Below are 25,821 nucleotides of genomic sequence, written 5' to 3'. Positions count from 1 at the left end.
CCTTACTGTCCATGATCGATCGGACGGACATTCCGGAGTGAGTGTTTGCGAATTGGATAGAAGGACTTTCCGCGCGGATTCTTTTGATAAAAAACGACAATTTATTGGGCCGTGCGTTCACTGATCGGACAAAAGAGTCGTCACGAATAGATCAGCAATCACCAGGGGGGATCAAGAGTGAAGAAATGGTCTAAAATCGCACTGATTACCGTACCCGCTGTCATGGCGGGTTCTGTATATGCGTTCGCTTCGGGCGGGTTCACCAGTTCATCGGATTCAAACCGTTCATCCATCCAAACGGTTCCACAAACATCCTCACCTTCACATTCTTCGAAAAACACGGATTCATCAGGTGTCAGCATCTCGATTGAAGAAGTGAAACCTGTGCCCGTAACGAATCCAACCGGTACAGAGAATGCAAATGCAAGTGTTCCTTCAACGAGCGCCATTCCTAACCCGTTTGTTGTGGAGAGCGGGAATCAAACATCTGCGTCCCCGAACGGAACCTTGACTGAGAATCAGAGTGGAGGAGCGCAAACGGCCAATTCGTCAGGTTTTTCCATCGAAAACGTACAAGAATTACACCTTAGCAGCAACACGAATCAGGGAGAATTAAAGCTTGATTACCGCTCGGAAAAAGAGGGTACGGCACAGCTCACAGGTTCTCTAGGCGACAAACATGTAGAGGTGAAAGGGAGCGACGCGAAACTGTTGCTGAATCAATTGATTGAACGGTTAGGTTTGACCGACGGTTTGAACAAAGCATTCACTCAACCGGGAACCACGATTGACCGCGGAGCTCTTACAGCCGTTCATGAGTTGAACATTGTAATGAAAGATGGGGAAAAGGTCAAATTTGACAAAGAAAAAGTCAATGTCCCTGATCATGGGTTACATAAAGGATGGGAAAAACAAAAAGAACATATGGATCACGGAAAACATAAGAATAAAGATAGAGAGTAAAGCGAAGACTTTCAGATAATGGAAAACCCATTCTCCGTTTTGACATCGGTTAAATATTTGTTATAATAGTGGATAACTTCCAGAATAATTGAATGCGATGAGGAAGAAAAGTACGTATCCTGTGACCTCCGCAGAGAGCCGATGGAAGGTGCAAATCGGTGAGGGACGGATGCGGAATGGGCTTCCGAGCTGCCCGACTGAGGGAAGGTATAGTAAAAGGCTACTTTCAACTGTGAATGCGTGTCCTTTGAAGGGCGTCGCTTGAGCCTTTTAAAACAACCTTGAGTAGGAAGGGCCGGTAGGTCTCTACGTTAACAGAGACGCGCATGGATGGATCTGCGGAGAATAGGGGATCCATGCATGCGGGCAGAGTGGGCTCAATCACGAGCCAATGAGGGTGGCAACGCGGTCTCTCGTCCCTTACGGATGAGAGGCTTTTTTGTGTTTTCCCTATTGTCAAGATAGCCCTTCATGCCGCAAGCTGCGCCATCAGAGGATGAAAAGTGTCTTTAGGTGGGCGTAATGCTTTGCGTGAGACAGCGACTTTGGAGGTCGTCTCGCTACATTGATCATATTCCGTGCGAGACGACCTCCACGGAGCGCGAACGCAAAGCATACGCCCACCAAACTACACATTTTCAAGGTAGTCTATTATCAAGATAGGAGGTATCTAGTATGGCACGAGTCTTTTCCGGCATTCAACCGAGCGGTAAACTCACACTCGGAAATTATTTCGGGGCTTTGTCCCGCTTTGTGAAAATTCAAGAGACTGACGAATGCATGTATTGTATCGTCGATCAACATGCGATCACAGTTCCGCAGGATCCCGAGGCACTGCGCAGACAGACGATTGAGGCATGTGCCATGTACTTGGCATGCGGGATCGATCCCGAGAAAGCGATCGTATTCGTGCAGTCACATGTTTCTGCTCATACGGAACTCGCATGGATGTTGCAATGTGTGGCACGAATGGGTGAACTGGGGCGAATGACACAATTTAAAGATAAAAGTGGGGGCGGGGCGAACGCAGACGTTGTCAGTGTCGGGTTATTCACTTACCCTGCGTTGATGGCTGCCGATATCTTGCTCTATCAAACGGAACGCGTACCGGTTGGAATCGACCAAAAGCAGCACATCGAATTGACGCGTGATCTTGCGGAACGTTTCAATCGTGATTACGGTGACACATTCACCATTCCGGAACCATGGATTGAGGAAATCGGGGCGAAAATCATGGCACTCGATGAGCCGACGAAAAAGATGAGTAAGAGCTCCCCGAATCCGAACAGTTATATCAGCCTGTTGGATACACCGGAAGAGATCAAGAAGAAATTTGCGCGGGCCACGACCGATTCGGAGCGAGAAATCCGCTATGACCGAGAGGCGAAACCGGGGATCAGCAATTTGCTGGAAATCCTCTCTCTCTGTACGGGAGAAAGTATTGAAAGCATCGTGAACCGTTACCAGGGCAAAGGTTATGGGGATCTCAAACGTGAAGTGGCGGACTCTGTCGTGGAACTACTCACACCGATACAAGCGAAATTCCATCGGTTGTTAGAATCGGGCGAAGCGGTCGATGCCTTCCGCGAGGGAGCGAAAAAGGCGCGAGAGATCGCCAATAGAACCCTGCAAAAAGTGCGGGAACGCATGGGATTCTTGCAATTGTAAAATATCGAAAACGAAACGCACCCTGCCTTTGAACTTTCGGGTAAGGTGCGTTGTTCTTTTTCTGTGTGCGGCATCAAGAGGATGAAAAGTGTCTTTTGAGTGGGCGTAATGCTTACGTGAGACAGCGATTTTGTAGGTCGTCTCGCTTCCTTTAAACGTGAATGAGGCATATGCTTTGCGTGAGATAGAGACTTTGGAGATCGTCTCGCAACAATGCGAGACGATCTCCACGGAGCACGAACGTAAAGCATATGCCTGAAAGACGACCTCCACGGAGCATGAGCGCAAAGCGATACATCCACCCAAGCACTTATTTTCAATAAATCTACTAGCTCGTCATCAGATTGCGCAGGACCGTTTGCAGGATGCCCCCATTGCGGTAATAGTCGATCTCAATCTGGCTGTCGAGGCGCATGATCACATCGAATTCGGAAACCGTTCCATCCTGTTTCGTCATGCGTACGCGTATTTTTTGGTTCGGTTGAATCTGATCGTTCAGTCCGATAATGTCGAACGTTTCTTGACCTGTAATTCCATGTGTGTTTCTGTTTTCACCAGAAACAAATTGTAACGGCAAGACCCCCATTCCCACCAAGTTGCTGCGGTGAATCCGTTCGAAGCTTTCGGCGATCACCGCTTTCACGCCAAGCAGATAAGTTCCTTTCGCAGCCCAGTCACGGGAACTACCGGTTCCGTACTCTTTCCCCGCAATGACAAGCGTAGGTTGTTTGTCATGCATATACTTCACCGCTGCTTCGTAAATGGTCATTACTTCATTCGTCGGAACGGTGGTATAGCCGCCTTCTGTTCCCGGTGCCATTTGATTCCGAATGCGGATATTGGCGAACGTCCCCCGTACCATCACTTCATGATTTCCGCGACGAGAACCATAAGAGTTGAAGTCTTCAGGTTTTACTCCTTTTTCGATCAAGTATTTTCCGGCCGGGGAAGTGGGCGGAATTGCGCCAGCAGGAGAGATGTGGTCGGTTGTAACCGAATCCCCAAGCAAGGCCAGTACACAGGCGCCGCGAATCTCTTCAATCGGTTTGACATCCCGGGACAAACCGACAAAAAAGTCCGGTTGTTGAATATATGTGGAGTTCGGATCCCAAGCATAAAGAGCTCCTTCTGGAGTGGGGAGCGCATTCCAACGGTCATTAAATTCCAGTACGTTTTCGTACCGTTTGCGGAACATCTCGGGGCTGATCGACGAGCGAATCGCTGTTTCCACTTCGTCGCCGCTCGGCCAAATATCCTTCAAAAAAACCGGTTGATTCTCTTTTCCAAAACCAATCGGGTCTTTATACGGATCGAAATTAACCGTTCCAGCCAGGGCATAGGCGACGACAAGCGGAGGCGAAGCCAGGTAATTCGCTTTGACAAGAGGGTGGATGCGCCCTTCAAAATTTCGGTTGCCGCTCAAGACGGAAGTGACAGTCAACTCATTGGCTCGAATCGCTTCCGCCACTTCCGGTATCAGTGGACCGCTGTTTCCGATACATGTGGTGCATCCATAACCGACAACATGGAAGCCGAGTTGTTCAAGATACGGAAGAAGTCCCGCTTTCTCAAGGTAATCGGTGACCACACGGGAACCGGGACCCAGGCTTGTTTTCACATTGGGATTCCGTTTCAAACCCATTTCCACCGCTTTTTTCGCCAACAATCCAGCCGCGAGCATGACTGAAGGGTTGGAAGTATTCGTACAAGACGTAATCGCTGCAATAACAACAGAACCGTTGGTCAGTTCGCCCGTCGTTCCGTCTGCATGTCTGACTGTCACTTTTTTATCCGCTTGTTCAGGCGTTAAACCAAATCCGCCTTCCCGTAGCGGCTGCACGAGCGCTTGTTGAAAACGCTCCTTCATGTGTGTGAGATCGATGCGGTCTTGCGGACGTCTCGGTCCAGCCATGGTAGGCATTACAGTCGATAGATCGAGTTCAACGATATCAGAGAAAAGAGGATCGGGCGTTTCGTCTGTCCGGAACAACCCTTGCGCCTTTGTATACGCTTCCACAAGAGCAATGTGTTCCTCACTGCGTCCCGTCATGCGCAAATAATCCAATGTCTCTTCGTCAACAGGGAAAAAGCCCATCGTTGCACCATATTCCGGAGCCATATTCGCGACGGTGGCACGATCGGCTAAGCTGATCGTGCTTAATCCTTTCCCGAAAAATTCCACAAATTTTCCGACTACCCCTTTTTTTCGAAGGATATTGGTGATCGTAAGTGCCAAGTCGGTGGCTGTGGATCCTTCAGGAAGTTGTCCGGTCAGGCGAAAACCGATGACCTCAGGGGTGACGAAGTACAAGGGCTGACCAAGCATCCCCGCTTCCGCTTCAATCCCGCCTACCCCCCAGCCAAGGACACCCAATCCGTTAATCATCGTTGTGTGAGAATCGGTACCGACTAAAGAATCTGGATAGACCTGTAGTACATCTCCATCCTGTCTTTGCAGTACAACGGAAGCTAAGTATTCAAGATTGACCTGATGCACGATCCCTGCAGACGGTGGCACCACACGGAAATTTTGAAAAGCTTTTGTTGCCCAGTGAAGAAACTTGTAACGCTCTTCATTGCGTTTGAATTCGATCTCAATGTTTTTGCTGAGCGAATCGGCGCTGCCGAAAGAATCGACCTGTACCGAGTGGTCGATCACCAGGTCAACAGGGACAAGAGGATTGATTTTCGACGGTTCTCCACCTAGATCATGCACCGCTTGTCGCATGGCGGCCAAATCGACGACGGCAGGAACACCGGTGAAATCTTGCAGGACGATACGGGCGGGCATAAAAGGAACCTCATGCACTTCACCGCCATTGCTCGGTGCTGGATCCCAATTGGCCAAACGACGAACATGCTGTTCGGTGATCGCCCGATTGTCCATTTTTCGCAATACGGATTCCAACAAGATTTTGATCGTGAAAGGGAGCCTGGAAACAGGCCCAACCCCTTGTTCTTCAAGCGCTTGCAAGCGGTAGTACTGATAAGACCTTCCGTTTATATGTAAAGTTGACAGTGAAGAGAAAGGGTTATGAACCAACAGTATCAACCTCACTTTATGTCCGATTTTTGTTTACTCGACTATTCTGTGCCAAATCGGAATCGACTAATCGTCTTCTGAGTGATTTGACAAAAGATACATAACCTGTTCCGTTTTAACCATGATAAAAGTTGTAGATGTCCAAGTTACTCAAGTTGTATCGGCGGAGGACGGAATAATTCGATGAGGAGGGAATACATATGGAACCTATGGAACCAGAAATCAATCGCAAAGTGAATGAATCTAGCAATGTGTTGAACGACTTGGCCGAAGAAGATAAGGAAGAAGGAATGGATCGAATGGTGGATGAAGGTGGCGGAGTCGTGGAACAAAACGTTCCTGCCGGCGCCCCGATTCTGCGCAACGATTTGACCGATGTTCAAAGCTAAAGACGGAGGAAACACGATGTTGGCTTATAACCTCTTGCATGCGATTCTGATCTTGTCCACATGAATCCGGGCATTCACCGATACATGCATCGCAGGTATGGAAGCGGATGGGGAACGCTGCAAGTATGATGCGGAGTTGAGCACATCGGTGAATCCTTTGACTCGGTTATGTTCGGGCGCCCCATATCGCGTAAAAAAGCGTATCTTGACGGTCAGAGAAGTGGCGCGAGAAGAAGGTCTAACAAGAGAGTTGGAACCTATTTGAATATACGCAATATGACAAGAAGATCAGTATCTGTTCATCGCATCCGCACATCTGAGGCGGATGCTTTCATTATTGGTGTAAAAAAGGTCCGCTTTGATCCGTTATTCATTGTTTTGTTGACAAGGGAATTTGATGCGTCTTATATGTTTGCCGCAGAAAAGCTATTCATGTACAATTAGTGGAAAAGAGAAGTAAACCCTGAAAGGGGAAACAGGATGTCGAACGAATCGCGAAAACAACTCTTGCGCAACCTTCCTGCGGTTCATCGTGTGATTGTTTCACCGGAATGTGAACCATTGTTGCAAGAGTATGGTCACACGCTTGTTTCGAAAACGGTATCGGAAGTGATCACTACGATTCGCAATCGCATGCTTGCGGGGGAAGAACAGCAAGCGCCGACGATGGAGCAATTGGTCGAGGCGGTCGAAAGAAGATTGACGCTCCTCTATCAAACACATTACCGGCGCGTCATAAACGCGACAGGAGTCGTTTTACATACGAATTTGGGACGTGCCCCGCTGGCGTCAAGTGCGGTCGATATCCTCGTTAAGACAGCTTCCGGGTATACGAACCTCGAACTGAATTTGGATACGGGGGAGAGAGGCACTCGCTATGCGCATGTCGAGGATTTGATCTGCAGGCTGACGGGAGCTGAAGCCGCGCTTGTCGTCAACAATAATGCGGCAGCCGTCTTGCTCGTCTTGCGGGAGATGGCCAAAGGGAAAAAAGTTGTGATTTCGCGTGGGCAACTCGTTGAAATTGGCGGCTCTTTTCGCGTCTCGGAAGTGATGGCAGAATCTGGAGCGATTTTGCATGAAGTGGGTACTACGAACAAGACGCACGGGTATGATTACGAACGGGCGATCGACGAAGAAACCGCACTGGTGATGAAAGTGCATACCAGTAATTTTCGTATTGTCGGGTTCACTCATCAGCCCATTCTGGAAGAGCTTGTGCGCATCGCCCATGAGCGAAACGTTCCCGTATACGAAGATCTCGGTTCTGGCTCACTGCTCGATTTGAGGAAATATGGCATCGGAGATGAACCGACCGTCAGCGAGAGCGTGAAAGCGGGAGTGGATATCATTTCGTTTTCCGGAGATAAACTGCTCGGAGCGACACAGGCAGGAATCATTATCGGCAAAAAAGAATATATAAAGCGATTGAAACGAAACCAATTGACGCGTGCATTGCGGGTGGACAAACTGACGTTAGCCGCTTTGGAAGCGACCCTTCGCTTGTATCTCGACGAGGAGAAGGCGATCCGGGAAATTCCCACTCTGTACATGTTAACCCGCTCATTTGAAGACTTGAGAGAAGCTGCGGAAGAATTGGCATCCGGCTTGCGAAAGATCTTTCACGAGCTAGCAAACGTGTCGGTGGTCGATGGCGTTTCGCAAGTGGGAGGAGGCAGCTTACCGACGGAAGAGCTGCCGACTTTACTGGTGGCTGTGAAGAGCAGTCAGTTCTCACTCAATGCTTTGGCAGAAGCGATGCGCCTTGTGGATATCCCCGTAATGGCGATGATTCGAAAGGAGGCTTTGTTGTTCGATGTCCGTACAATCTTCAGACGAGAAATCCAAGAATGCATTGAAAGTGTCCGCAGAGCGTTCGCCAACATCTGTTGACGGCATGACACCTGAAGAAGCTGTTCGGCTTACATTGCTGACTGAGAAAGCGGGCTGAGGTTGCAAAATCGGCCCAGCCGATTTGGCTCAAGTTTTGAGCCATCTACCGAAAAACATGCCCAATCCGGATGTGATCGTCGGACTGGACACTTCCGATGATGCCGGGGTCTATCGTTTGAATGAGGAAACAGCCCTCGTGCAAACGGTCGACTATTTTACTCCGATCGTCGATGATCCCTACATGTTCGGCGCGATCGCTGCGGCAAACGCGTTGTCTGACGTCTATGCGATGGGAGGCAAACCGCTTACCGTACTGAACATCGTAGGATTTCCGGTTAGCAAATTGGATAAAAAGATTCTGGCGGAAATCTTGCGTGGCGGTGCCGACAAAGTGAAAGAAGCAGGGGCCGTGATAATCGGAGGTCATTCGATCGATGACCGTGATCCGAAGTTCGGAATGGCTGTGACTGGCATCGTTCATCCTGATAAGGTATGGACCAATGCCGGGGCATGCCCGGGCGACAAGCTGATTTTGACGAAACCGATCGGCGTAGGCATTTTGACTACGGCCATCAAACGGGGAAAAGCATCGCAAGATGCGATCGAACGCGTGCAGCAAGTGATGGCGTCTTTGAATAAAACCGCTTCCGAAGTCGCTCATGGCTTTGAAATACACGCATGCACGGACATCACCGGTTTCGGCTTGCTCGGCCACGCAATGGAAATGGCCCGCGGCTCCTGCGCAGGGATTGTCATTCATGCGGATCGGGTTCCCGTGCTGCCCGAGACACGCTCCCTCGCGGAACAGGGAATCATGCCCGGAGGCACACATCGCAACTTCGACTGGTTGAAAGACGATGTGGATTATGCCGGACATATCGACGAGACGATGCGCTACATCCTATGTGATGCGGTGACATCGGGCGGACTTCTCTTATCGGTACCGGCGGGTGATGCGGAACCGCTTGTTCAAGCGCTTCACGGAAAAGGTGTCACAGAAGCGGCGATCATCGGAGAGGTTGTCAGCGACCATCCGAAACGGATTGTGGTCAAGTGAATCATATACGAGTTGGACAGTCATCATACACGATGACTGTCTTTTCTTTTTTGGTAGTCCCTCATAATGCAAGCGTCACCATGAGAAGATGAAAACTTTTTTGAGTAGAAATAGAAGATTGAGTCTGCCAAAATAATCGGACTGGCTTTTGGGTGGGTTGTATCGCTTTGCAGCCCAGAGGTGAGTGAAAGGTCGTTCCGCTTCCTTTCGGAAGTTTAGGGGCATATGCTTTGCGCGTAATAGCGACTTTGAAGGTCGTCTCGCAACATATGATTATGATTTCATGCGAGACGACCTTCACGGAGCATAAGCGCAATGCATATACCCGCTGAAACGACCTCCACGGAGCATGAGTGCAAATCATATGCCACAAATACGACCTTCATCGAACCCAAGCGCAAAGCGATACACCCACCCAAGCACTCATCTTCAAGATAGCAATCGCTGCACCCAGAATGCCAAAAGGGTAGTTACGTAATGTACAGATTTGTCTTTGAAAGTTTATGATAGAAAATTGAATGGTAATGATTGAATATGAATGATTATGATTGATTGTGTGATAACCTTGTGATACATTATAAGAAATCGCTTTCGGGAGGTGATTGTATTTTAAGTGTTGAAAGGCAACATTTCATTATGGAAGAAATACGAACGAAGGGATCGGTTCGTATATCCGAATTGATGAAAATGCTTACTGCGTCCGAATCAACGATTCGGCGTGACCTGGAAGAGTTGGAGAGACAAGGTTTGATTAAAAGGGTACATGGAGGGGCTGTGTTGCTCCAACATATGACTTACGAACCCTCCAATCTCGATAAATCGGTCATGTTTGCGGAAGCTAAGGAAAAAATCGGGAGACTTGCGGCAAGCCTCGTGGAAGAGCATACCTCGTTGATAATTGATGCAGGCACGACAACGGCCGCACTTGCCCGACATCTTCAGACTCCTCATCTTCGTGTCATCACCAACGGGTTGAATGTCGCCGAGATCCTCAGAGGGAAACAATATAACGTTCTCGTGACCGGCGGCGTGCTCAAAGCCAATACTCAAGCGATGGTGGGCGAGTTGACATTGGAGCTCTTATCACGGTTTCATGTCGACATCTGTTTTTTAGGGATCAACGCGCTTTCACAGGAGGAAGGGCTGACCACGCCTGATATGCAAGAAGCATTTGTGAAGCAAGCGATGATCCGCGCGGCTCGTAAAGTTGTTTTGCTTATCGACAGTTCGAAATTCGGCAAAGTCACACTCTCGCACGTCGCCGGCATCCGCGAAATCGACATCGTAATAACGGACGAAGGAATCAGCAATGAAGATCGCTCCTGGCTCGAAGAAAACGGTGTTACAGTCATGGAGGCAAAGGAGTGAAGGACTTGAAAATCGTAACAGTGACTCTCAATCCGGCAGTGGACCTAACACTCAATGTGGATGTTTTACGTATAGGCGAAATCAATTCCGTTTCTTCCATGAGGAAAGACAGTGGGGGAAAAGGGATCAACGTTTCCAAAGTGATACACAATTTGGGGATGAAAACGGTTGCGACTGGATTTATCGGCGGTTCAACCGGGGAATGGCTCCAGGCGGATCTCAAGCATAAAGAAATTCCTGCCGACTTTATCAAGATCGCGGGTGAAACACGCACAAACGTGAAAATCATCTCACCGGAGTCCGAGACGCAATGCAATGGTACGGGGCCCCATCCTCATGAAGAGGACCTGGTTCGCTTATGTAACAAAATCGATCAATTGCTGGAAGACGGGGATGCACTCATTCTTGCGGGAAGCGTACCAGGCGAAACGGATCCCATCGTTTACCGGAAGATCATTCAATCGCTTCGCAAGAACGTGTTTATCGCGCTCGATACTTCGGGTGAAGCGTTGAAAGAATCGATTGCAGGAAAACCCGATTTGATTAAGCCTAATGAGGAAGAACTGAGTCAATTGGCAGGTATTGAGTTGCGAACGGAAGGAGAGATTGTGCGAACCGCGCAGGAACTATTGGCGCAAGGAGTGAAGCATATCCTCGTTTCTTTGGGCGAGAGAGGTTCTCTTTATGTGTCCAAACAGGGAGCCTTTCGTGCGGTTACTCCGAAGGTGGAGGCGAGAAGCACCGTCGGTGCGGGGGACGCGACTTTAGCAGGATTTGTGACCAAGTATTTATCAACAGGTGATGCGCTCGCTTCGTTCGTATTTGCCAATGCGTGCGGTGTAGCTACTGTTCTCAAAGAAGGTTCACAAGTCTGCAACCGTACCGAGGCAGAACAGTTCGTCAATCAGATTGTTTGTATGCCAATAAATGGGGTGAGTGTATGAAGATCACTGATTTATTACAAGAAAGCAGAATTTTATTGCAATTACAAGCGGAAAATAAAGCGGATCTGTTCAAAGAACTATCAGACCTTTTGAAACGGGACGGACTACTTACAGATCAAGAGGCTTACCTGCAAGCGCTGCGCAAACGGGAGGAGGAAGGAACGACTGGAATCGGCGACGGTGTGGCCATCCCGCACGGTCGATCATCAGCTGTTGTCCGTCCGGCACTTGCACTCGGTTTGAGCCGCGGAGGGATCGAATACGAATCCTTGGATGGCAAGCCTGTTCACATTGTTTTTATGATCGCCGTGCCGGAAGAAGCGAATGATGAGCATCTGCGCGTACTGGCGTTGCTTTCACGGTTATTGATGAACGAAGAGGTACGTGAGGGACTGTTGTCGGCTCAATCAACGAAAGATGTCATCGCTCTCATCGATCGCTACTCGGAACCCGAGCAAAATTCCTCTCAAGATCCTAAAGCAGTAAAAAAAGTGGTGGCGGTTACCGCTTGCCCGACAGGCATTGCGCATACGTATATGGCTGCGGAAGCGCTAGAAAAGGCGGCGAAAGAACTCGGTTTTGAGATCAGAGTTGAAACGCAAGGCTCTGTCGGTGCAGAGAATGTTATTGATAACAAAGATCTGCAGGAAGCGGAAGCAGTGATCATTGCCGCCGATAAAAAAGTCGAGTTGGATCGTTTCATAGGAAAGAAACTCGTGGAGGTACCGGTATCTGCAGCGATCAAAGATGCGAAAGGTTTGATTGAACAAGCATTGTCAGCTCCTGTTTATCGAGGAGGAGAAGATTATACCGATCGTGTAAGACGGGCAAAAGAAGAGAAGAAAGCTGCGATGCCGCCGTTTTACAAACATTTGATGAACGGCGTTTCCAATATGATTCCTTTGGTGACAGCCGGAGGTTTGTTGATCGCTCTCAGCTTCGCGTTCGGTATTACCGCTTTTAAAGATCCCGCTTCCCCATACCATTCGATCGCCAAAGCATTGATGGATATCGGCGGAGGCTCCGCATTTGCCCTTATGGTTCCGATTCTTGCAGGATTTATCGCTATGTCGATCGCCGATCGTCCAGGCTTAGCACCGGGTCTTGTCGGCGGTATGCTCGCCTCGACAATTGGAGCAGGGTTTCTTGGAGGTATCATCGCCGGTTTCTTAGCCGGGTATGTTGCCAAATGGATTCGCGATGGCATCAAGCTGCCAAAAAATCTGCAAGGTTTGATGCCCGTTCTTATCATTCCGTTCTTCGCGACGGCGATCGTCGGTCTGGTCATGGTCTTTGTCATAGGCACGCCAGTGAAGGGGCTGATGGATTGGCTGACCATGGGATTGAAGAATATGGGAGCTTCCGCGTCGGTAGGGCTTGGATTGTTACTTGGCGCGATGATGGCTGCTGATATGGGCGGGCCGATCAACAAAGTGGCTTACACATTCGCGACCGGACTGTTAGGCACACAGACCGATGCCGGCTATACCGTTATGGCGGCCGTGATGGCTGCCGGAATGGTTCCGCCTCTCGGAATGGCTCTTTCCACGTTGATCTCAAAACACAAATATTCTCAGGAAGAACGGGAAGCGGGAAAAGCGGCTGCTGTGCTGGGAATCTCTTTTATTACGGAAGGAGCGATCCCCTTTGCTGCACGCGATCCGTTCCGCGTCATTCCTTCGATTATCATCGGTTCGGGCGTAACAGGGGCGTTGTCGATGTTGTTCCATTGTACGTTACGGGCGCCACATGGCGGGATTTTCGTTCTGGCGGTACCGAACGCTGTCGGCCATGTGGGTCTTTACGCTTTGGCGATCCTCATAGGTGCCGTGGTCACGGGAATCCTTGTCTCTGCATTGAAGAAACAGATTGAAAATTAGTCAAAAAGGTCGGAAAAAGGGCGAAAAACACTCTTTTTCCGACCTTATTTTAAATATTCCGGAAATGATTGGAGAAAACGATTCGGCTTCTGATTCCTGAAAAATGCTCGTCGTTGCTATTGTTTCATCCTCTTCTGAGGATCAGTCCCGGTATCGTCAGAATACTGACATCGTACGCGGTTGCTATTACAAAACGGTCAGTTCCAAGGTCATAAGCGATGATTTGTGATCGTTCCTCGAGATCTCCTCGTTTTTTTCCTACGTAGAGCGGATACACTAGGAAACAAGGAAAGGAGGGGCTGGCATGCGTAAAAGTATCTGGCAGCATTGGAATGAGAACGAAAATTCGCGGCTCTTGCCGGTTGATGTTCATGATTTTTTGGAAAAAACCGCCTACTTGGAAGATGATGAAGCTCTGACAACGATGGGAATCACCCATAAAGAAGTACAAACATTAAAAAATCGGATGCGTAAATAGTGGAACCTCTCCGTTGACGTTCCGATTCTGCAGCAGTAGACTTAGGGACTGGGAGGTGCTCGAGTGCTGCTTCGAGTCGAACAAGTCCAGTTTAATTTTGAGAGAGAAGTGGAAAGGCTCATCTATCTTTTTTTGCCTGAATGTTCTCTAGTTTTTTCATCAGAACCTTCACATGAAGATGTGACGATCAAGCTGTGGCTCAAGGATCTCGGAAACGCTTTGCGGGCGCGAGGGGAATTGCATGTGCGCGACAGTACTTCTTATGTACATGAGTTTACCAAGCTGCTGCCTGACGATGCGGATTCCGTTTTTCGGCGTAGGAGAGGAAAACAGGCGGTTCTGCACGTGTTGCACGATTGTCTGTCCGACTATACAGGTGAACAGCAACCGTGGGGGATTCTGACGGGCGTTAGGCCCATGAAACTTGTCCATCAGATGATCGAACAAAGGTTGGATCCAGTGATGATTCGCCGGCGACTCGCCGAAGAATACAGGATTTCGGACTCGCGTATCGATCTCTTGCTTGAAATTGCAGACATTCAACTTCAGGTGATCCCCGATCTCTACCAACTGGAAAAAGAAGTATCCCTTTATATCGGTATTCCTTTCTGTCCGACACATTGCGCATATTGTACGTTTCCCGCCTATTCGATGATCGAGAAATACACATATGCTCACGAATTTCTGGGCGCTCTTGAAAAGGAGTTAAAGGCTGTGGGCGAATGCCTGCGCCAGTACGAAATCCCTGTGACGAGTGTTTACGTAGGAGGAGGTACTCCTACGTCGTTGAATGCTCCCGAATTGGAACGCCTCATGGAAGCGTTGTACAAGGAAATTCCGGGGCAAGACCGCTGGCGTGAACTCAACGTGGAAGCGGGACGTCCGGATACGATCACCCCTGATCGAATCGATGTCTTACGCCGCTTTAAAGTCAACCGCATTTCCGTGAACCCGCAGACATTTAAAGCGGAAACGCTCAAGACCATCGGACGCGGACATACCCCTGATATCGTGGATCGCCGTTTTCACCTCGTCAGGGAAGCGGGATTTGAAAATATTAATATGGATATGATTTTGGGTCTCCCGGGTGAAGATCTCGATGATATTCGCTATACGCGGGAACGGATCGAAAAACTGTCTCCCGATTCAGTGACTGTACATACGATGTCTTTCAAGCGTACGGCAGTTGTCAATAAAGAGAGGGAAAAATTTGAGATTCCGCATACAGAAATGGTCAGGAGAATGATGGAAGAGACGTCGGCATGGTCAAGATCACTCGGTTATAAACCCTATTATATCTATCGTCAGAAAGACATTCTCGGTAACTTGGAGAATGTAGGATATTCTCTGCCTGGTAAAGAGGGGATTTATAACATTTGCATCATGGAAGAACGCCAGACGATCATCGGTATCGGCGGGGGAGCGACAACCAAATTGATCGGATTAAACGGGAAAAATTTGGGGCAAGTTTTTAATCCGAGAGAACCGAAAGCGTATGTAGAATCGATCGAATCGGTTATAGCCAGAAAGATCGATGCACTTCGCAAAACGTTTGAACAAGTGCAAACACGCGTATAGACTAGCATCCACCCACCGGTTCGGTTATAATAGAACTATCTTGACAAATCCGTGAAGGGCCTGTGTATCATTCCATCTTACATACATAATGTGTTGAACCATATACATCATATCCGATGATGGGAAGAAGTACCTCGAAGAGCCTGACCAGAGAGGAAACAGCGTGGCTGAGACTGTTTCTACAGAAGCGTCGAGGGAAGAACACCCCTGAGGACCCAAGGCGGAATTTATCCGTCACGGGCGCGGTCAAGCGTTATCTCGAAGAGTGGGGGCTTTGCCTCAATGAGGGTGGTACCACGGGAGAAGTGCGGTCTCTCGTCCCTGGCGGAAAATGATCTGTTGGGGGCGAGGGGCTTTTTTGTATGGCTCTTTGGTCTGCTTAGGCACGTAGATTTCAAGCGGCGCCATCAGAAGAGTGATGAGTGTCTTTGGGTGGGCGTAATGCTTTGCGTGAGACAGCGACCTTGGAGGTCGTCTCGCATCCATTGGAACGTTAAAGGAGCATATGCTTGGCGTTTAACAGCGACTTTGGAGGTCGTCTCGCAACAACTAAACATATTCCAAGCGAGACGACCTCCACGGAGCATGAACGCCAAGCATATGCCTCAAGAAGACCTTCACCGAACCTAAGCGCAAAGTGATTCATCCACCCAAGCACTAGTTTTCAAAGTAATATGAAGGAGGTTTTCATATGTTGACCAATCGTCCACGCGGCACGTCCGACCTCTTACCCGGTGTCGTAGAAAAGTGGCAATTTGTTGAACGGGTCGCACGAGACGTATGTCGCCGATATAACTATCATGAAATCCGCACACCCATTTTCGAACATACAGAGCTCTTTCAACGAGGAGTGGGCGAAACGACGGATATCGTTGAAAAAGAGATGTATACATTCACGGATAAAGGGGGGCGTTCCATTACATTGCGTCCGGAGGGGACAGCTGGAGTCGTGCGCGCGTTTGTGGAAAACAAACTGTATGGCAATCCGGAAACCACCAAGCTCTACTATGTGGGTCCGATGTTCCGTTATGAGCGCCCTCAAGCAGGCCGCGAACGCCAATTTGTCCAGTTCGGTATCGAAGCGCTGGGAAGCGATCATCCCAGTGTCGATGCGGAAGTTCTCGCCATGGCGATGACCTTTCTATTGGAAGCCGGTCTCCAGGGACATACACTTGAGATCAACTCGGTCGGTTGCCCTTCCTGCCGTGCCGTGTACAGAGAACGGTTACTGGAACATTTGGCGGCGATCCGTCCGGAACTGTGCAGCGATTGTCAAAATCGCTTTGAACGAAACCCCATGCGGATTCTCGATTGTAAAGTTCCGCGCGACAAAGAGTTGACGGCCGATGCGCCCACGATGCTCGATTGTTTATGCGAATCGTGTTCCGCACATTTCGAAGCGGTCAAGCGATACTTGGATGATTGCGGTATCCCTTATTCGGTCAATCCAAGGATCGTGCGCGGGCTCGATTATTATACACAAACCGCTTTTGAAATCACGTATAACGGCCTCACTCTGATCGGAGGAGGGCGCTATAACGGTCTGGTGAAACAGATCGGCGGACCGGACGTACCCGGGATTGGCTTCGGTTGCGGAATGGGGCGGGTGATCGATGTCCTGAGCGAACAGGGAGTGGACATGAAGATCACACCAGGCATCGATGTATTTCTCATCGCATTAGGGGAAGAAGCTGAACGGAAAGCCGTCTCCCTGTTGCAGGAGATTCGAACCGCAGGACTCACGGCTGACAAAGACTATCTCGGAAAAAGCGTGAAAGCGCAGATGAAGGCGGCCGATCGGGTGCATGCGAGACAAGTGGTGATTCTCGGTGAGGAAGAATTGGCGAAAGGAGTAGCCAATGTCAAAGACATGGCGACAGGCGAACAAATCTCCGTACCGTTTCATGAATTAATCAAAAAATTACAGATGCAGAAAGGATGAGCCTGATGAACGGTGTCAGCAGATTTACGTTAACCCGCGATCATCATTGCGGGGAGTTACGCATCGATCATGTAGGAAAGACGGTGGTTCTATCCGGATGGGTACAAAGACGCCGCGATTTCGGTAAACTGATCTTTATCGATTTGCGTGACCGCAGTGGAATCGTTCAGGTGGTTTTTGATCCGGAGTTGATTGGAACAGAAGCGGAATCGGTGATGGAGGTTGCGGACAGCCTTCGTAACGAATACGTTGTTTCCGTGCAAGGGAAAGTCGTGGCCCGTGCCGAAAACACGATCAACGAGAAGATCCCTACGGGCGAGATCGAAGTTCAAGCTGAAAAAATCGAAATCCTGAATGCGTCAAAAAATCCCCCTTTCTATATTCAGGATCACATTGATGTGGAAGAGAATGTAAGACTCAAGTACCGTTATCTCGATTTGCGCCGTCCTGAAATGTTAAATACGTTTGTGTTGCGTCATAAAGCCATCAAATTCATTCGTGACTTTTTGGATCGCGAGAATTTCCTGGAAGTCGAGACTCCTATGTTGACGCGCTCGACGCCGGAAGGAGCGCGCGATTATCTGGTTCCCAGCCGATTGCATCCCGGAGAATTTTACGCATTGCCACAATCCCCTCAGTTGTTTAAACAACTGCTGATGGTCTCCGGATTTGAACGTTATTTTCAAGTCGCTCGCTGTTTCCGCGATGAAGATTTACGGGCAGATCGCCAGCCGGAATTTACGCAATTGGATATCGAACAATCCTTCATGTCGTTACCTGAGTTCCAGGCGTTAATGGAACGGTTGATGGCCGAAATGTTCCAGCATTTGTTGGGGGTTGAGATCCCGCGGCCTTTCCCTCGTCTCACATATAAAGAGGCGATGGATCGTTACGGTTCCGATAAACCGGATATCCGCTTCGGAATGGAGTTGAAAGATATATCTGATGTGGTGGCCACGTCCGGATTCAAAGTGTTCCGTTCGACTGTGGAAGCCGGAGGCAAGGTAAAAGGAATCAATGCCAAAGGGTGCGCTGGATACAGCCGTAAACAAATCGACGAACTGGAACAATTTGCGAAACGTTACGGTGCCAAAGGGCTCGCATGGATGGCTGTTAACGAAGACGGAATTAAATCACCGATCGCCAAGTTTTTCACAGATGCGGAGATTGAAGGGATTCTTGCCAACCTGGAAGCGGAACAAGGAGATCTTCTCTTGTTCGTGGCAGACAAGCCAAAAGTTGTCGCGGACGCACTCGGAAATTTGCGTCTCAAACTGGGAAAGGAACTCGGCATGATTGATGAGAGCCGCTTCGCTTTCCTTTGGATCACCGAATTCCCGCTGTTGAGTTACGATGAAGAAGAGGGACGTTATGTGGCTGAACACCATCCGTTTACGATGCCGATGTGGGAAGACCTTGACAAATTGACAACCTCACCGGCGGAAGTGCGCGCTCAAGCGTACGATATGGTACTGAACGGATATGAGATCGGTGGCGGATCGATGCGTATTTTCCGTAGAGAAATCCAGGAAGCGATGTTTCAAGCGCTCGGATTTACGATGGAAGAAGCATGGGACAAGTTCGGTTTTCTGCTGGAAGCGTTTGAATATGGAACCCCTCCGCACGGCGGAATTGCTTTCGGTATCGACCGCATACTCATGATCATGGCGGGCCGTCAATCGTTGCGAGATGTCATCGCTTTCCCGAAAACATCTTCGGGAACCGATCTGATGACGCAAGCGCCCTCCGATGTGAGTGAGCGACAATGGCGTGAGCTTCATATCCGTCCGGAGGCGGCCAAGGAGGAAGTCGTCAAGTGAAACGGATCGACCTGCGCAGTGATACGGTAACGAAGCCGACGGAAGCGATGCGCCGCGCCATGTATGAGGCGGAAGTCGGTGACGACGTATATGGTGAAGATCCGACAGTCAATCGACTCGAGGAATTGGCTGCAGAAATCCTCTGCAAAGAAGCCGCAATGTTTGTTACGAGCGGAACGCAAGGAAATCAGGTCGCCATACTTGCACACACACGCCCTGGCGAGGAAATCATTCTAGAAGCGGAATCCCATATCTTCTACTATGAAGCGGCTGCCGCATCCGCGTTTGCCGGGGTACAAACGCGAACCATTCCTGGCAAACGCGGGGCGATGGATCCGTCGGACGTGGCGAAAGCGGTTCGTGGAAAGGATATCCATCAACCGCGCACAGCCATGATCGCCATCGAAAATACACACAACCGTGCGGGGGGCACGGTAATTCCCGTATCGAATATGCAAGCGATCTATAATATCGGACGGGAAGCGAATGTTCCCGTTCATCTGGACGGTGCACGTCTGTTTCATGCTGCGATCGCAACCGGACAGGATGTAAAAGCGTTCACGCAGTATGTAGATTCCGTTCAGATTTGTTTGTCTAAAGGGTTGGGGGCACCGGTCGGCTCTTTGCTTGCAGGGACGAAAGAATTCATCGAGCGGGCGCGGGTGTGGCGGAAACGCCTAGGGGGAGGTCTGCGACAAGCCGGCGTGATCGCGGCACCGGGAATTCTCGCGTTAACGGAAATGGTCGACCGTTTAGCTGAAGACCACGAAGCGGCGAAAACGTTGGCCCATGCATTGGCCAATATGAAGGGATTAACGGTTGACTTGCAAACAGTGGAAACGAACATCGTGATCGTCGATGTATCGGAAACCGGAAAAACAGCGGAGGAATTTTTGTCGTTAATAGAACGGGAAGGTGTTCTCGGTGTGTCTTTTGGCGAGACTCAGGTACGTTTCGTGACACATAAAGATGTCGATAGGAATGATATCCGTACAGCAATTGAGAGAATTCACCGAGTGGTTCAGGCAATAAACTGTTAGTATACATCTGCTCGTTTCGTTGCGAGTAAAGGAATCAGCGGCAGCATGCGTGAGATACATCATCTTCCGCGTAAAGCGAAAATGTCAGGCGCAAAATAAAATGAACGTCGAGATACACAGCCAGTTTCCGTTGAGGGGACTGGCTGTGAATTCGACTCTCTCTTTCCTTCCTGGGCAGACAGATGATCGGGATGGTCATGTATGATAGAATAAGATAGATATGGTGTTCTCTATTTACGTAAGATGATATTGAATGCTTCAAGATTGTAAAGTTATTGATGATGAATGACCATACAGCGATCGAACGAATTTCGAAGAGGTTGAGGGGTGGCATAAGATGGACCTTTTCTCTTATCAAGCGGAACAGGAACAGAAGAAAGTTGCTCCTTTGGCTGCACGCATGCGTCCGCGCACGTTGGATGAACTCGTGGGCCAGGAAGATGTGATCGGACCAGGCAAATTGCTTCGTCGCGCGATTGAAAGCGATCAACTGCATTCCCTCATCCTGTATGGTCCCCCGGGTACCGGCAAGACTACGATCGCTCAGATCGTAGCCGGCCATACGAAATCTTTCTTTTGTACGTTGAATGCTGTTACGGCAGGAATTGCTGATATTCGACAGGTCGTGGAACGTGCGAAAGAGAACTTGTCCATGTACAATAAACGTACCGTCCTTTTTATCGATGAGATCCATCGATTTAACAAAGCACAGCAGGATGCGCTATTGCCGCATGTGGAAGACGGTACGATCATCTTGATCGGTGCGACTACGGAGAACCCATTTTTTGAAGTGAATCCGGCGCTTCTTTCACGTTCTCGGGTGTTCCCTGTCAAACGTTTGGAGGAAAAAGATCTGCGAGAAATTGCCGAGCGGGCTCTACGAGACAAAGAGCGAGGGTTAGGTCATTTCCGGGTTCATTTGGACGATGATGCGCTTGACCATTTGATTCGCTATGCGGACGGGGATGCCAGGCGTTTGTTAAATGCATTGGAATTGGCCGTCCTCTCCACCGTCCCGGGGGATGACGGGATCGTTTATATCGATCTAGGAGTTGCTGAAGAATCGATTCAGCAGCGGGCCGTCCAATACGATAAAAACGGTGATCAACATTACGATACGATCTCCGCATTCATCAAATCGATTCGGGGGTCGGATCCGGACGCGGCGGTATACTGGCTGGCGAAGATGATTGCGGCTGGGGAAGATCCCCGTTTTATTGCAAGGCGATTGGTGATCGCCGCATCGGAAGATATCGGGAATGCGGATCCCCGCGCGCTGCAAGTGGCGGTCGCAGCATACCAAGCGGTTGAGTTGATCGGGATGCCCGAAGGAAGAATTCCACTGGCACAAGCCGTCACCTATCTTGCGAGTGCGCCCAAAAGCAATGCCGCTTATAAAGCAATCAACGAAGCGCTCGACGATGTAAGGAACGGGATGTCTTTGGAAGTGCCTGTTCATCTAAGGGATGCCCATTATAAAGGTGCGGAACGTTTGGGGCATGGCAGAGGGTATCTCTACCCCCACGATTATCCGGGACACGTGGTGGAGCAACAATACTTGCCGGACGAATTACTCCATCGTCGCTATTATCGGCCGTCGACGAATGGCTATGAAGCGACGATCAAACGATATCTCGAACATGTACCCAATAGACGCAGTGAGATGTCCAACGTTCGGGAACCGGATAAATAGTCGACTCGCATATACAAACGGATCGCATTATGATTTATGAAGAAGGAGGAAATTCTTTTGAAACTGTCTACGAAAGGACGTTATGGTGTTACTCTGATGTTGGATTTGGCGATGCATCACGGAATTGGACCGATTTCTCTCAAATCGGTAGCGGAGAGACAGGGGCTCTCTGAACATTACTTAGAGCAGCTGATCGCCCCGTTACGGAATGCTGGGCTCGTACGAAGTATTCGCGGGGCATACGGAGGATATGTGTTGCTTAAAGAGCCGCACGAAATTACCGTAGGTGATGTGATCCGGGTTTTAGAGGGACCGATCACCATCGTTGATAATCCCGAAGAAGAACTGAGCGATTTGTGGGAAAAGGTAAGGGATGCGATAAACGAGGTTTTAGATTCAACAACCCTGCAAGATTTGGTTGATAAGAAAAAACAAGCGGGAGATAACTATATGTATTATATTTGATGGCCTGAAGGGCTATAAAGAGAGGGTATATGGCATGAGTAACATCTATCTTGACAATGCTGCGACGACACCGGTTCATCCGAGCGTTCAAGAAGCGATGGAACCTTTCTTGTCTCAAACGTTTGGAAATCCCTCGAGTATTCACCGTTACGGCCGTTTGGCAAAACAGGCGATAGAAAAGGCGCGCGAGCAAGTGGCGCACGCCATCGGAGCGGAACCTGCAGAGATCGTTTTCACGAGCGGGGGAACGGAGGCGGATAATTCAGCCTTAATCGGTACCGTCCTAGCCAATCGAGATCGCGGCAAACATATTGTAACGACGGCAATCGAACATCATGCGATTCTGCACACATGTGAATTTCTTGAGGAAATGGGCTGTACTGTTACATATGTGGCACCGGAGAAGGATGGAATCGTAAGCGTCGAACGCGTGATCGAGGCGATCAGGGAGGATACTGTGCTCGTATCCGTCATGTATGCCAATAACGAAACCGGAGCGATTCAACCTGTCGATACAATCGCTGAGATCTGTCAGGAGAGAGAAATTGCTTTTCATACAGATGCCGTGCAAGCGGTTCCGGTACTCCCCATCGATGTGAAAAAAGAAGGATTTACCTTACTCTCTCTTTCCGGGCACAAGTTGCACGGACCGAAAGGGGTAGGCGCTTTGTATGTATCCCGCACTGCGAAATGGACTCCTCTGCTACGGGGTGGATCGCAGGAAAGGAACCGCAGGGCGGGGACGGAGAATTTGGCTGCAATTGTCGGTCTTGGTGTCGCGATGGAAAGAATAAAAGAAAATCAGAACCGGACTGCTCAACATCTCCAAATGCTGCGCGAACGAATGATTGCTATCTTGAGAGAGGGAATTCAAGAGATCATTATACATACACCAGATTGTTCCATTCCATCGATATTATCGGTCGCTTTTCCAGGTGTTCCGGCGGACATTACGCTGATGAATCTTGATTTGCAAGGGGTCGCCGCTTCCAGCGGTTCCGCTTGCACGGCTGGCTCATTAGAGCCTTCCCACGTGTTGTTGGCGATGGGAATCGATCCGAAGATCGTGCGATCGTCCATCCGTTTCAGCTTTTCTGAACAAAATACGCTCGAAGAAGTGACGGAAGCAGCCAGGAAAACGGTGGAGATCATAAACCGCTTGCGTAAATAAAAGATCGAACCCATTTGTGTATGAAACGTACCCGATCTTGGGTACGTTTTTTTTGAGGTGAAAAGTATGAGAAGAACGAGTGATTGGATTGGCCTTCCTGTCATCGACCTGAAGACCGGAACCACGATCGGCAAAGTGACGGATGTGTTATTTGCCCATGATGATTACGCGTTCGCTTTGATTTTGGAGCGGGGGGGACTTCTCTTCCATTCACGGGCGATTCTGCTTACCGACATTCATAGTCTTGGACCTGACGCTGTGACCATAGAGAGTCCCGAACGAATCAAAGTCATCGAAAACCTCGGTCGATATCGCTGTTTAATGGGGACCGAGACGCGGTTTGTCGGAAAGCAAATGGTTCGAGAAGATGGATTCAATTTGGGTACAGTGGTAGATGTTTACGTTGCGAGCGATTCGGACAAAATAGTAGGGTACGAAGCTTCCGACGGACTGATCGGCGATTTGTTGCATGGACGCAGGCGTGTTCCCTTTGAAGCGACCCTGGAAATCGGTGAGGCGATACTTGTCAAGAATGGTGTCGCTTTGGAAGGAATCTAGTGCAAAGCATATGCCTGCAATGACGACCTTCATCGAACCCAAGCGCAAAGCGATACATCCACCCTAGCACTCTTTTTCAAAATAACACTCATTTTCAAAGAAGTCCCCCATGCCGCAAGCGGCGCCATCAGATGATGAAAAGTGTCTTCGAGTGGGCGTAATGCTTTGCGTGAGACAGCGACTTTGGAGGTTGTCTCGCTTCCTTTGGAACGTTAAAGGGGCATATGCTTGGCGTGAAATAGCGACTTTGGAGGTCGTTTCGCAACAACTAAACATTTTCCAAGCGAGACGACCTCCACGGAGCATGAACGCCAAGCATATGCCCGCAATGACGACCTTCACGGAGCATAAGCGCAATGCATATACCCGCTGAAACGACCTCCACGGAGCGCGAACGCAAAGCATACGCCGACCAAACTACACTTTTTTCAAGATAGGAGGATCCGCATATGTTGTGTTGTCCAAATTGCAAATGCCGGGACATCGGGAAAATCGGAACGAACCAATACTACTGTTGGGGATGTTTCCTGGAATTCAGCATCTTGGGCGAAGAGGTGAGAATGTATCAGGTAGAAGAAGACGGCTCTCTCGTGGCATTCGATTCCGACGGACAATTTGGAGAGTCTAGCATAACGTATGGAACGTAGATTTCTAGTTGACAGATTCCCTCATGATCGTTGTAATGAAGTATGAACAACTACAATCATGGGGGTTTTTTTATGAGTAAGATACGTCTCTTTTTGGAGATGATAAAATTTGAACACACGATATTTGCGCTTCCTTACGCCTATATCGGCATGATTCTAGCCAGTTATTACACGACCGGGAAAATGCCGGGATGGATGACCGTATTTTGGATTACTTTAGCCATGGTAGGAGCGCGAAGTGCAGCGATGGCATTGAATCGATTGATCGACCGTTCCATCGATGCGAAAAACCCGCGTACCGCCAATCGAGAATTGCCTCGCGGGTTAATATCCATAAAGGAAACGACTGTCTTCATCATCTTATCTTTTTTATTATTGGGAATTTCCGCATGGATGCTCAATCCGCTTTGTTTTTATCTCATGCCTGTCGCCGTCGTCGTGCTCGTCGTTTACCCCTATTGTAAACGATTCACGTGGCTATGCCATCTCGTACTTGGCATTGCGGATGCGTTGGCGCCGCTCGGGGCATGGATTGCTGTCACGGGAAGATTTGATCTCCCAGGGATCGTACTTGCTGCCGCGGTCGCCGTTTGGATCGCCGGATTCGATATTATCTACGCGTGTATGGACGTGGATTTCGACAGGAAAGAAGGGATATATTCCATCCCTGCTGCTTTCGGTATCAAAAATGGACTGCATATCTCCCGGTTTTTACATTTCGCAACCGTATTACTTTTCGCCATTCTTCCATTCTTTCTGAAATTGGGAGCGATCTATGAGATCGGCGTTGCGATCGTGGCTTTTCTCTTGATCATCGAACATCGTCTCGTTTCACCCAAAGACATGTCGCAGATCCACACCGCTTTCTTCACGGTAAACAGTGTGATCGCTTCGGTCGCGTTTCTCTTTACCCTAACGGATATTTCTATGCGTCTCTGGTAGCGTAAATTATTGCCTCTGGAGATACGTTTTTTTCGCGAGATCATCTTTTGCGGCGACACGCTCTGGTTTCTAAGAAGGTAGCCCACTATGTTGCAAGCGGCACCATCAGAGGATGAAAAGATTCTTGTGCGGGAAGAGAAATATAAAGTTGCCATAAGCAACAGAGTGGCTTTTGGGTGGATGGTATCGCTTTGCAGCGCAGAGGTGAGTTGAAGGTCGTTGCGCTTCCTTTAAGCTGTTAAGAGGGCATATGCTTGGCGTGAAACAGCGACTTTGGAGGTC

At 49.3% G+C, this 25,821-nt stretch carries 20 protein-coding genes and 2 other annotated features; of the genes, 19 read left to right on the top strand and 1 reads right to left on the bottom strand.

Annotated features, from left to right (window positions below; all coding sequences use genetic code 11):
• Window positions 1–177: 177 nt before the first annotated feature.
• Complete coding sequence (locus tag DNHGIG_RS01125; RefSeq protein WP_282197946.1) at window positions 178–963, top strand: hypothetical protein; 786 nt, start codon at window positions 178–180, stop codon at window positions 961–963.
• 88 nt (window positions 964–1,051) lie between these two features.
• Window positions 1,052–1,387 (top strand) — a binding site (T-box leader).
• A 251-nt stretch (window positions 1,388–1,638) separates the two neighbouring features.
• Complete coding sequence (gene trpS, locus DNHGIG_RS01120) at window positions 1,639–2,631, top strand: tryptophan--tRNA ligase (protein ID WP_282197945.1); 993 nt, start codon at window positions 1,639–1,641, stop codon at window positions 2,629–2,631.
• A 328-nt stretch (window positions 2,632–2,959) separates the two neighbouring features.
• Here trpS and acnA read toward each other — a convergent pair whose 3' ends face one another.
• The gene (acnA, locus tag DNHGIG_RS01115) at window positions 2,960–5,677 is read right to left on the bottom strand and encodes an aconitate hydratase AcnA (protein WP_282201323.1); all 2,718 of its coding nucleotides are present in this window, start codon (window positions 5,675–5,677) and stop codon (window positions 2,960–2,962) included.
• Window positions 5,678–5,874: 197 nt separating this feature from the next.
• Here acnA and DNHGIG_RS01110 point away from each other — a divergent pair, with 197 nt between their 5' ends.
• The 17 genes from DNHGIG_RS01110 to DNHGIG_RS01030 all read left to right on the top strand — a co-directional run bounded on the left by DNHGIG_RS01110 (window position 5,875) and on the right by DNHGIG_RS01030 (window position 25,539).
• Window positions 5,875–6,063 (top strand): hypothetical protein, encoded by a 189-nt coding sequence (locus DNHGIG_RS01110; RefSeq protein WP_282197944.1) that lies wholly within the window; start codon window positions 5,875–5,877, stop codon window positions 6,061–6,063.
• 480 nt (window positions 6,064–6,543) lie between these two features.
• A complete protein-coding gene (gene selA, locus DNHGIG_RS01105) occupies window positions 6,544–7,956 on the top strand; it encodes an L-seryl-tRNA(Sec) selenium transferase (RefSeq protein WP_282197943.1) in 1,413 nt (470 codons plus the stop codon).
• A gap of 4 nt (window positions 7,957–7,960) precedes the next feature.
• The gene (gene selD / locus DNHGIG_RS01100) at window positions 7,961–9,013 is read left to right on the top strand and encodes a selenide, water dikinase SelD (protein ID WP_282201322.1); all 1,053 of its coding nucleotides are present in this window, start codon (window positions 7,961–7,963) and stop codon (window positions 9,011–9,013) included.
• A gap of 567 nt (window positions 9,014–9,580) precedes the next feature.
• Entirely contained in the window at window positions 9,581–10,381 is an 801-nt protein-coding gene (locus tag DNHGIG_RS01095) for a DeoR/GlpR family DNA-binding transcription regulator (RefSeq protein WP_282197942.1), read from the top strand.
• Window positions 10,378–11,325, top strand: a complete 948-nt coding sequence (gene pfkB, locus DNHGIG_RS01090; protein ID WP_282197941.1) for a 1-phosphofructokinase — start codon at window positions 10,378–10,380, stop codon at window positions 11,323–11,325. The genes DNHGIG_RS01095 and pfkB overlap by 4 nt, the downstream gene beginning before the upstream one ends.
• Entirely contained in the window at window positions 11,322–13,205 is a 1,884-nt protein-coding gene (locus tag DNHGIG_RS01085; protein WP_282197940.1) for a PTS fructose transporter subunit IIABC, read from the top strand. The genes pfkB and DNHGIG_RS01085 overlap by 4 nt, the downstream gene beginning before the upstream one ends.
• 304 nt (window positions 13,206–13,509) lie before the next feature.
• Entirely contained in the window at window positions 13,510–13,683 is a 174-nt protein-coding gene (locus tag DNHGIG_RS01080) for a hypothetical protein (RefSeq protein WP_282197939.1), read from the top strand.
• 63 nt (window positions 13,684–13,746) lie between these two features.
• On the top strand, window positions 13,747–15,261 hold the full coding sequence (gene hemZ, locus DNHGIG_RS01075; protein ID WP_282197938.1) for a coproporphyrinogen dehydrogenase HemZ: 1,515 nt from the start codon (window positions 13,747–13,749) through the stop codon (window positions 15,259–15,261).
• Window positions 15,262–15,368: 107 nt separating this feature from the next.
• Window positions 15,369–15,587, top strand: a binding site (T-box leader).
• Between the two features lie 365 nt (window positions 15,588–15,952).
• A complete protein-coding gene (hisS, locus tag DNHGIG_RS01070; protein ID WP_282197937.1) occupies window positions 15,953–17,203 on the top strand; it encodes a histidine--tRNA ligase in 1,251 nt (416 codons plus the stop codon).
• A 5-nt stretch (window positions 17,204–17,208) separates the two neighbouring features.
• Window positions 17,209–19,023, top strand: coding sequence for an aspartate--tRNA ligase (gene aspS, locus DNHGIG_RS01065; protein WP_282197936.1), 1,815 nt, complete (start codon window positions 17,209–17,211; stop codon window positions 19,021–19,023).
• Window positions 19,020–20,063, top strand: a complete 1,044-nt coding sequence (gene ltaE, locus DNHGIG_RS01060; RefSeq protein WP_282197935.1) for a low-specificity L-threonine aldolase — start codon at window positions 19,020–19,022, stop codon at window positions 20,061–20,063. Before aspS ends, ltaE begins: the two co-directional genes overlap by 4 nt.
• A 337-nt stretch (window positions 20,064–20,400) precedes the next feature.
• Window positions 20,401–21,756 (top strand): AAA family ATPase, encoded by a 1,356-nt coding sequence (locus tag DNHGIG_RS01055; protein WP_282197934.1) that lies wholly within the window; start codon window positions 20,401–20,403, stop codon window positions 21,754–21,756.
• A gap of 57 nt (window positions 21,757–21,813) precedes the next feature.
• Window positions 21,814–22,221 (top strand): cysteine metabolism transcriptional regulator CymR, encoded by a 408-nt coding sequence (gene cymR, locus DNHGIG_RS01050; protein ID WP_282197933.1) that lies wholly within the window; start codon window positions 21,814–21,816, stop codon window positions 22,219–22,221.
• 34 nt (window positions 22,222–22,255) lie between these two features.
• Window positions 22,256–23,392 (top strand): cysteine desulfurase family protein, encoded by a 1,137-nt coding sequence (locus DNHGIG_RS01045; protein ID WP_282197932.1) that lies wholly within the window; start codon window positions 22,256–22,258, stop codon window positions 23,390–23,392.
• Between the two features lie 66 nt (window positions 23,393–23,458).
• Window positions 23,459–23,950 (top strand): PRC-barrel domain-containing protein, encoded by a 492-nt coding sequence (locus DNHGIG_RS01040; RefSeq protein ID WP_282197931.1) that lies wholly within the window; start codon window positions 23,459–23,461, stop codon window positions 23,948–23,950.
• A 449-nt stretch (window positions 23,951–24,399) separates the two neighbouring features.
• Window positions 24,400–24,597: a YrzR-like zinc ribbon domain gene (locus DNHGIG_RS01035; protein WP_282197930.1), complete on the top strand. Its 198-nt coding sequence runs from the start codon at window positions 24,400–24,402 to the stop codon at window positions 24,595–24,597.
• A 72-nt stretch (window positions 24,598–24,669) separates the two neighbouring features.
• The gene (locus DNHGIG_RS01030) at window positions 24,670–25,539 is read left to right on the top strand and encodes a UbiA-like polyprenyltransferase (RefSeq protein ID WP_282197929.1); all 870 of its coding nucleotides are present in this window, start codon (window positions 24,670–24,672) and stop codon (window positions 25,537–25,539) included.
• The last annotated feature ends 282 nt before the right edge of the window (window positions 25,540–25,821 follow it).

The sequence above is a fragment of the Collibacillus ludicampi genome (assembly GCF_023705585.1).
Lineage (GTDB): Bacteria > Bacillota > Bacilli > Tumebacillales > BOQE01 > Collibacillus > Collibacillus ludicampi.
This window is presented reverse-complemented; position numbering and strand designations above follow the sequence as displayed.

Bases quoted from the DNA above. Each gene is read 5' to 3' on its own strand.
- trpS (WP_282197945.1), top strand. From the start codon at position 1,639: ATGGCACGAGTCTTTTCCGGCATTCAACCGAGCGGTAAACTCACACTC.
- DNHGIG_RS01110 (WP_282197944.1), top strand. From the start codon at position 5,875: ATGGAACCTATGGAACCAGAAATCAATCGCAAAGTGAATGAATCTAGC.
- selA (WP_282197943.1), top strand. From the start codon at position 6,544: ATGTCGAACGAATCGCGAAAACAACTCTTGCGCAACCTTCCTGCGGTT.
- DNHGIG_RS01085 (WP_282197940.1), top strand. From the start codon at position 11,322: ATGAAGATCACTGATTTATTACAAGAAAGCAGAATTTTATTGCAATTA.
- DNHGIG_RS01080 (WP_282197939.1), top strand. From the start codon at position 13,510: ATGCGTAAAAGTATCTGGCAGCATTGGAATGAGAACGAAAATTCGCGG.
- hisS (WP_282197937.1), top strand. From the start codon at position 15,953: ATGTTGACCAATCGTCCACGCGGCACGTCCGACCTCTTACCCGGTGTC.
- aspS (WP_282197936.1), top strand. From the start codon at position 17,209: ATGAACGGTGTCAGCAGATTTACGTTAACCCGCGATCATCATTGCGGG.
- DNHGIG_RS01055 (WP_282197934.1), top strand. From the start codon at position 20,401: ATGGACCTTTTCTCTTATCAAGCGGAACAGGAACAGAAGAAAGTTGCT.
- DNHGIG_RS01045 (WP_282197932.1), top strand. From the start codon at position 22,256: ATGAGTAACATCTATCTTGACAATGCTGCGACGACACCGGTTCATCCG.
- DNHGIG_RS01040 (WP_282197931.1), top strand. From the start codon at position 23,459: ATGAGAAGAACGAGTGATTGGATTGGCCTTCCTGTCATCGACCTGAAG.
- DNHGIG_RS01035 (WP_282197930.1), top strand. From the start codon at position 24,400: ATGTTGTGTTGTCCAAATTGCAAATGCCGGGACATCGGGAAAATCGGA.
- DNHGIG_RS01030 (WP_282197929.1), top strand. From the start codon at position 24,670: ATGAGTAAGATACGTCTCTTTTTGGAGATGATAAAATTTGAACACACG.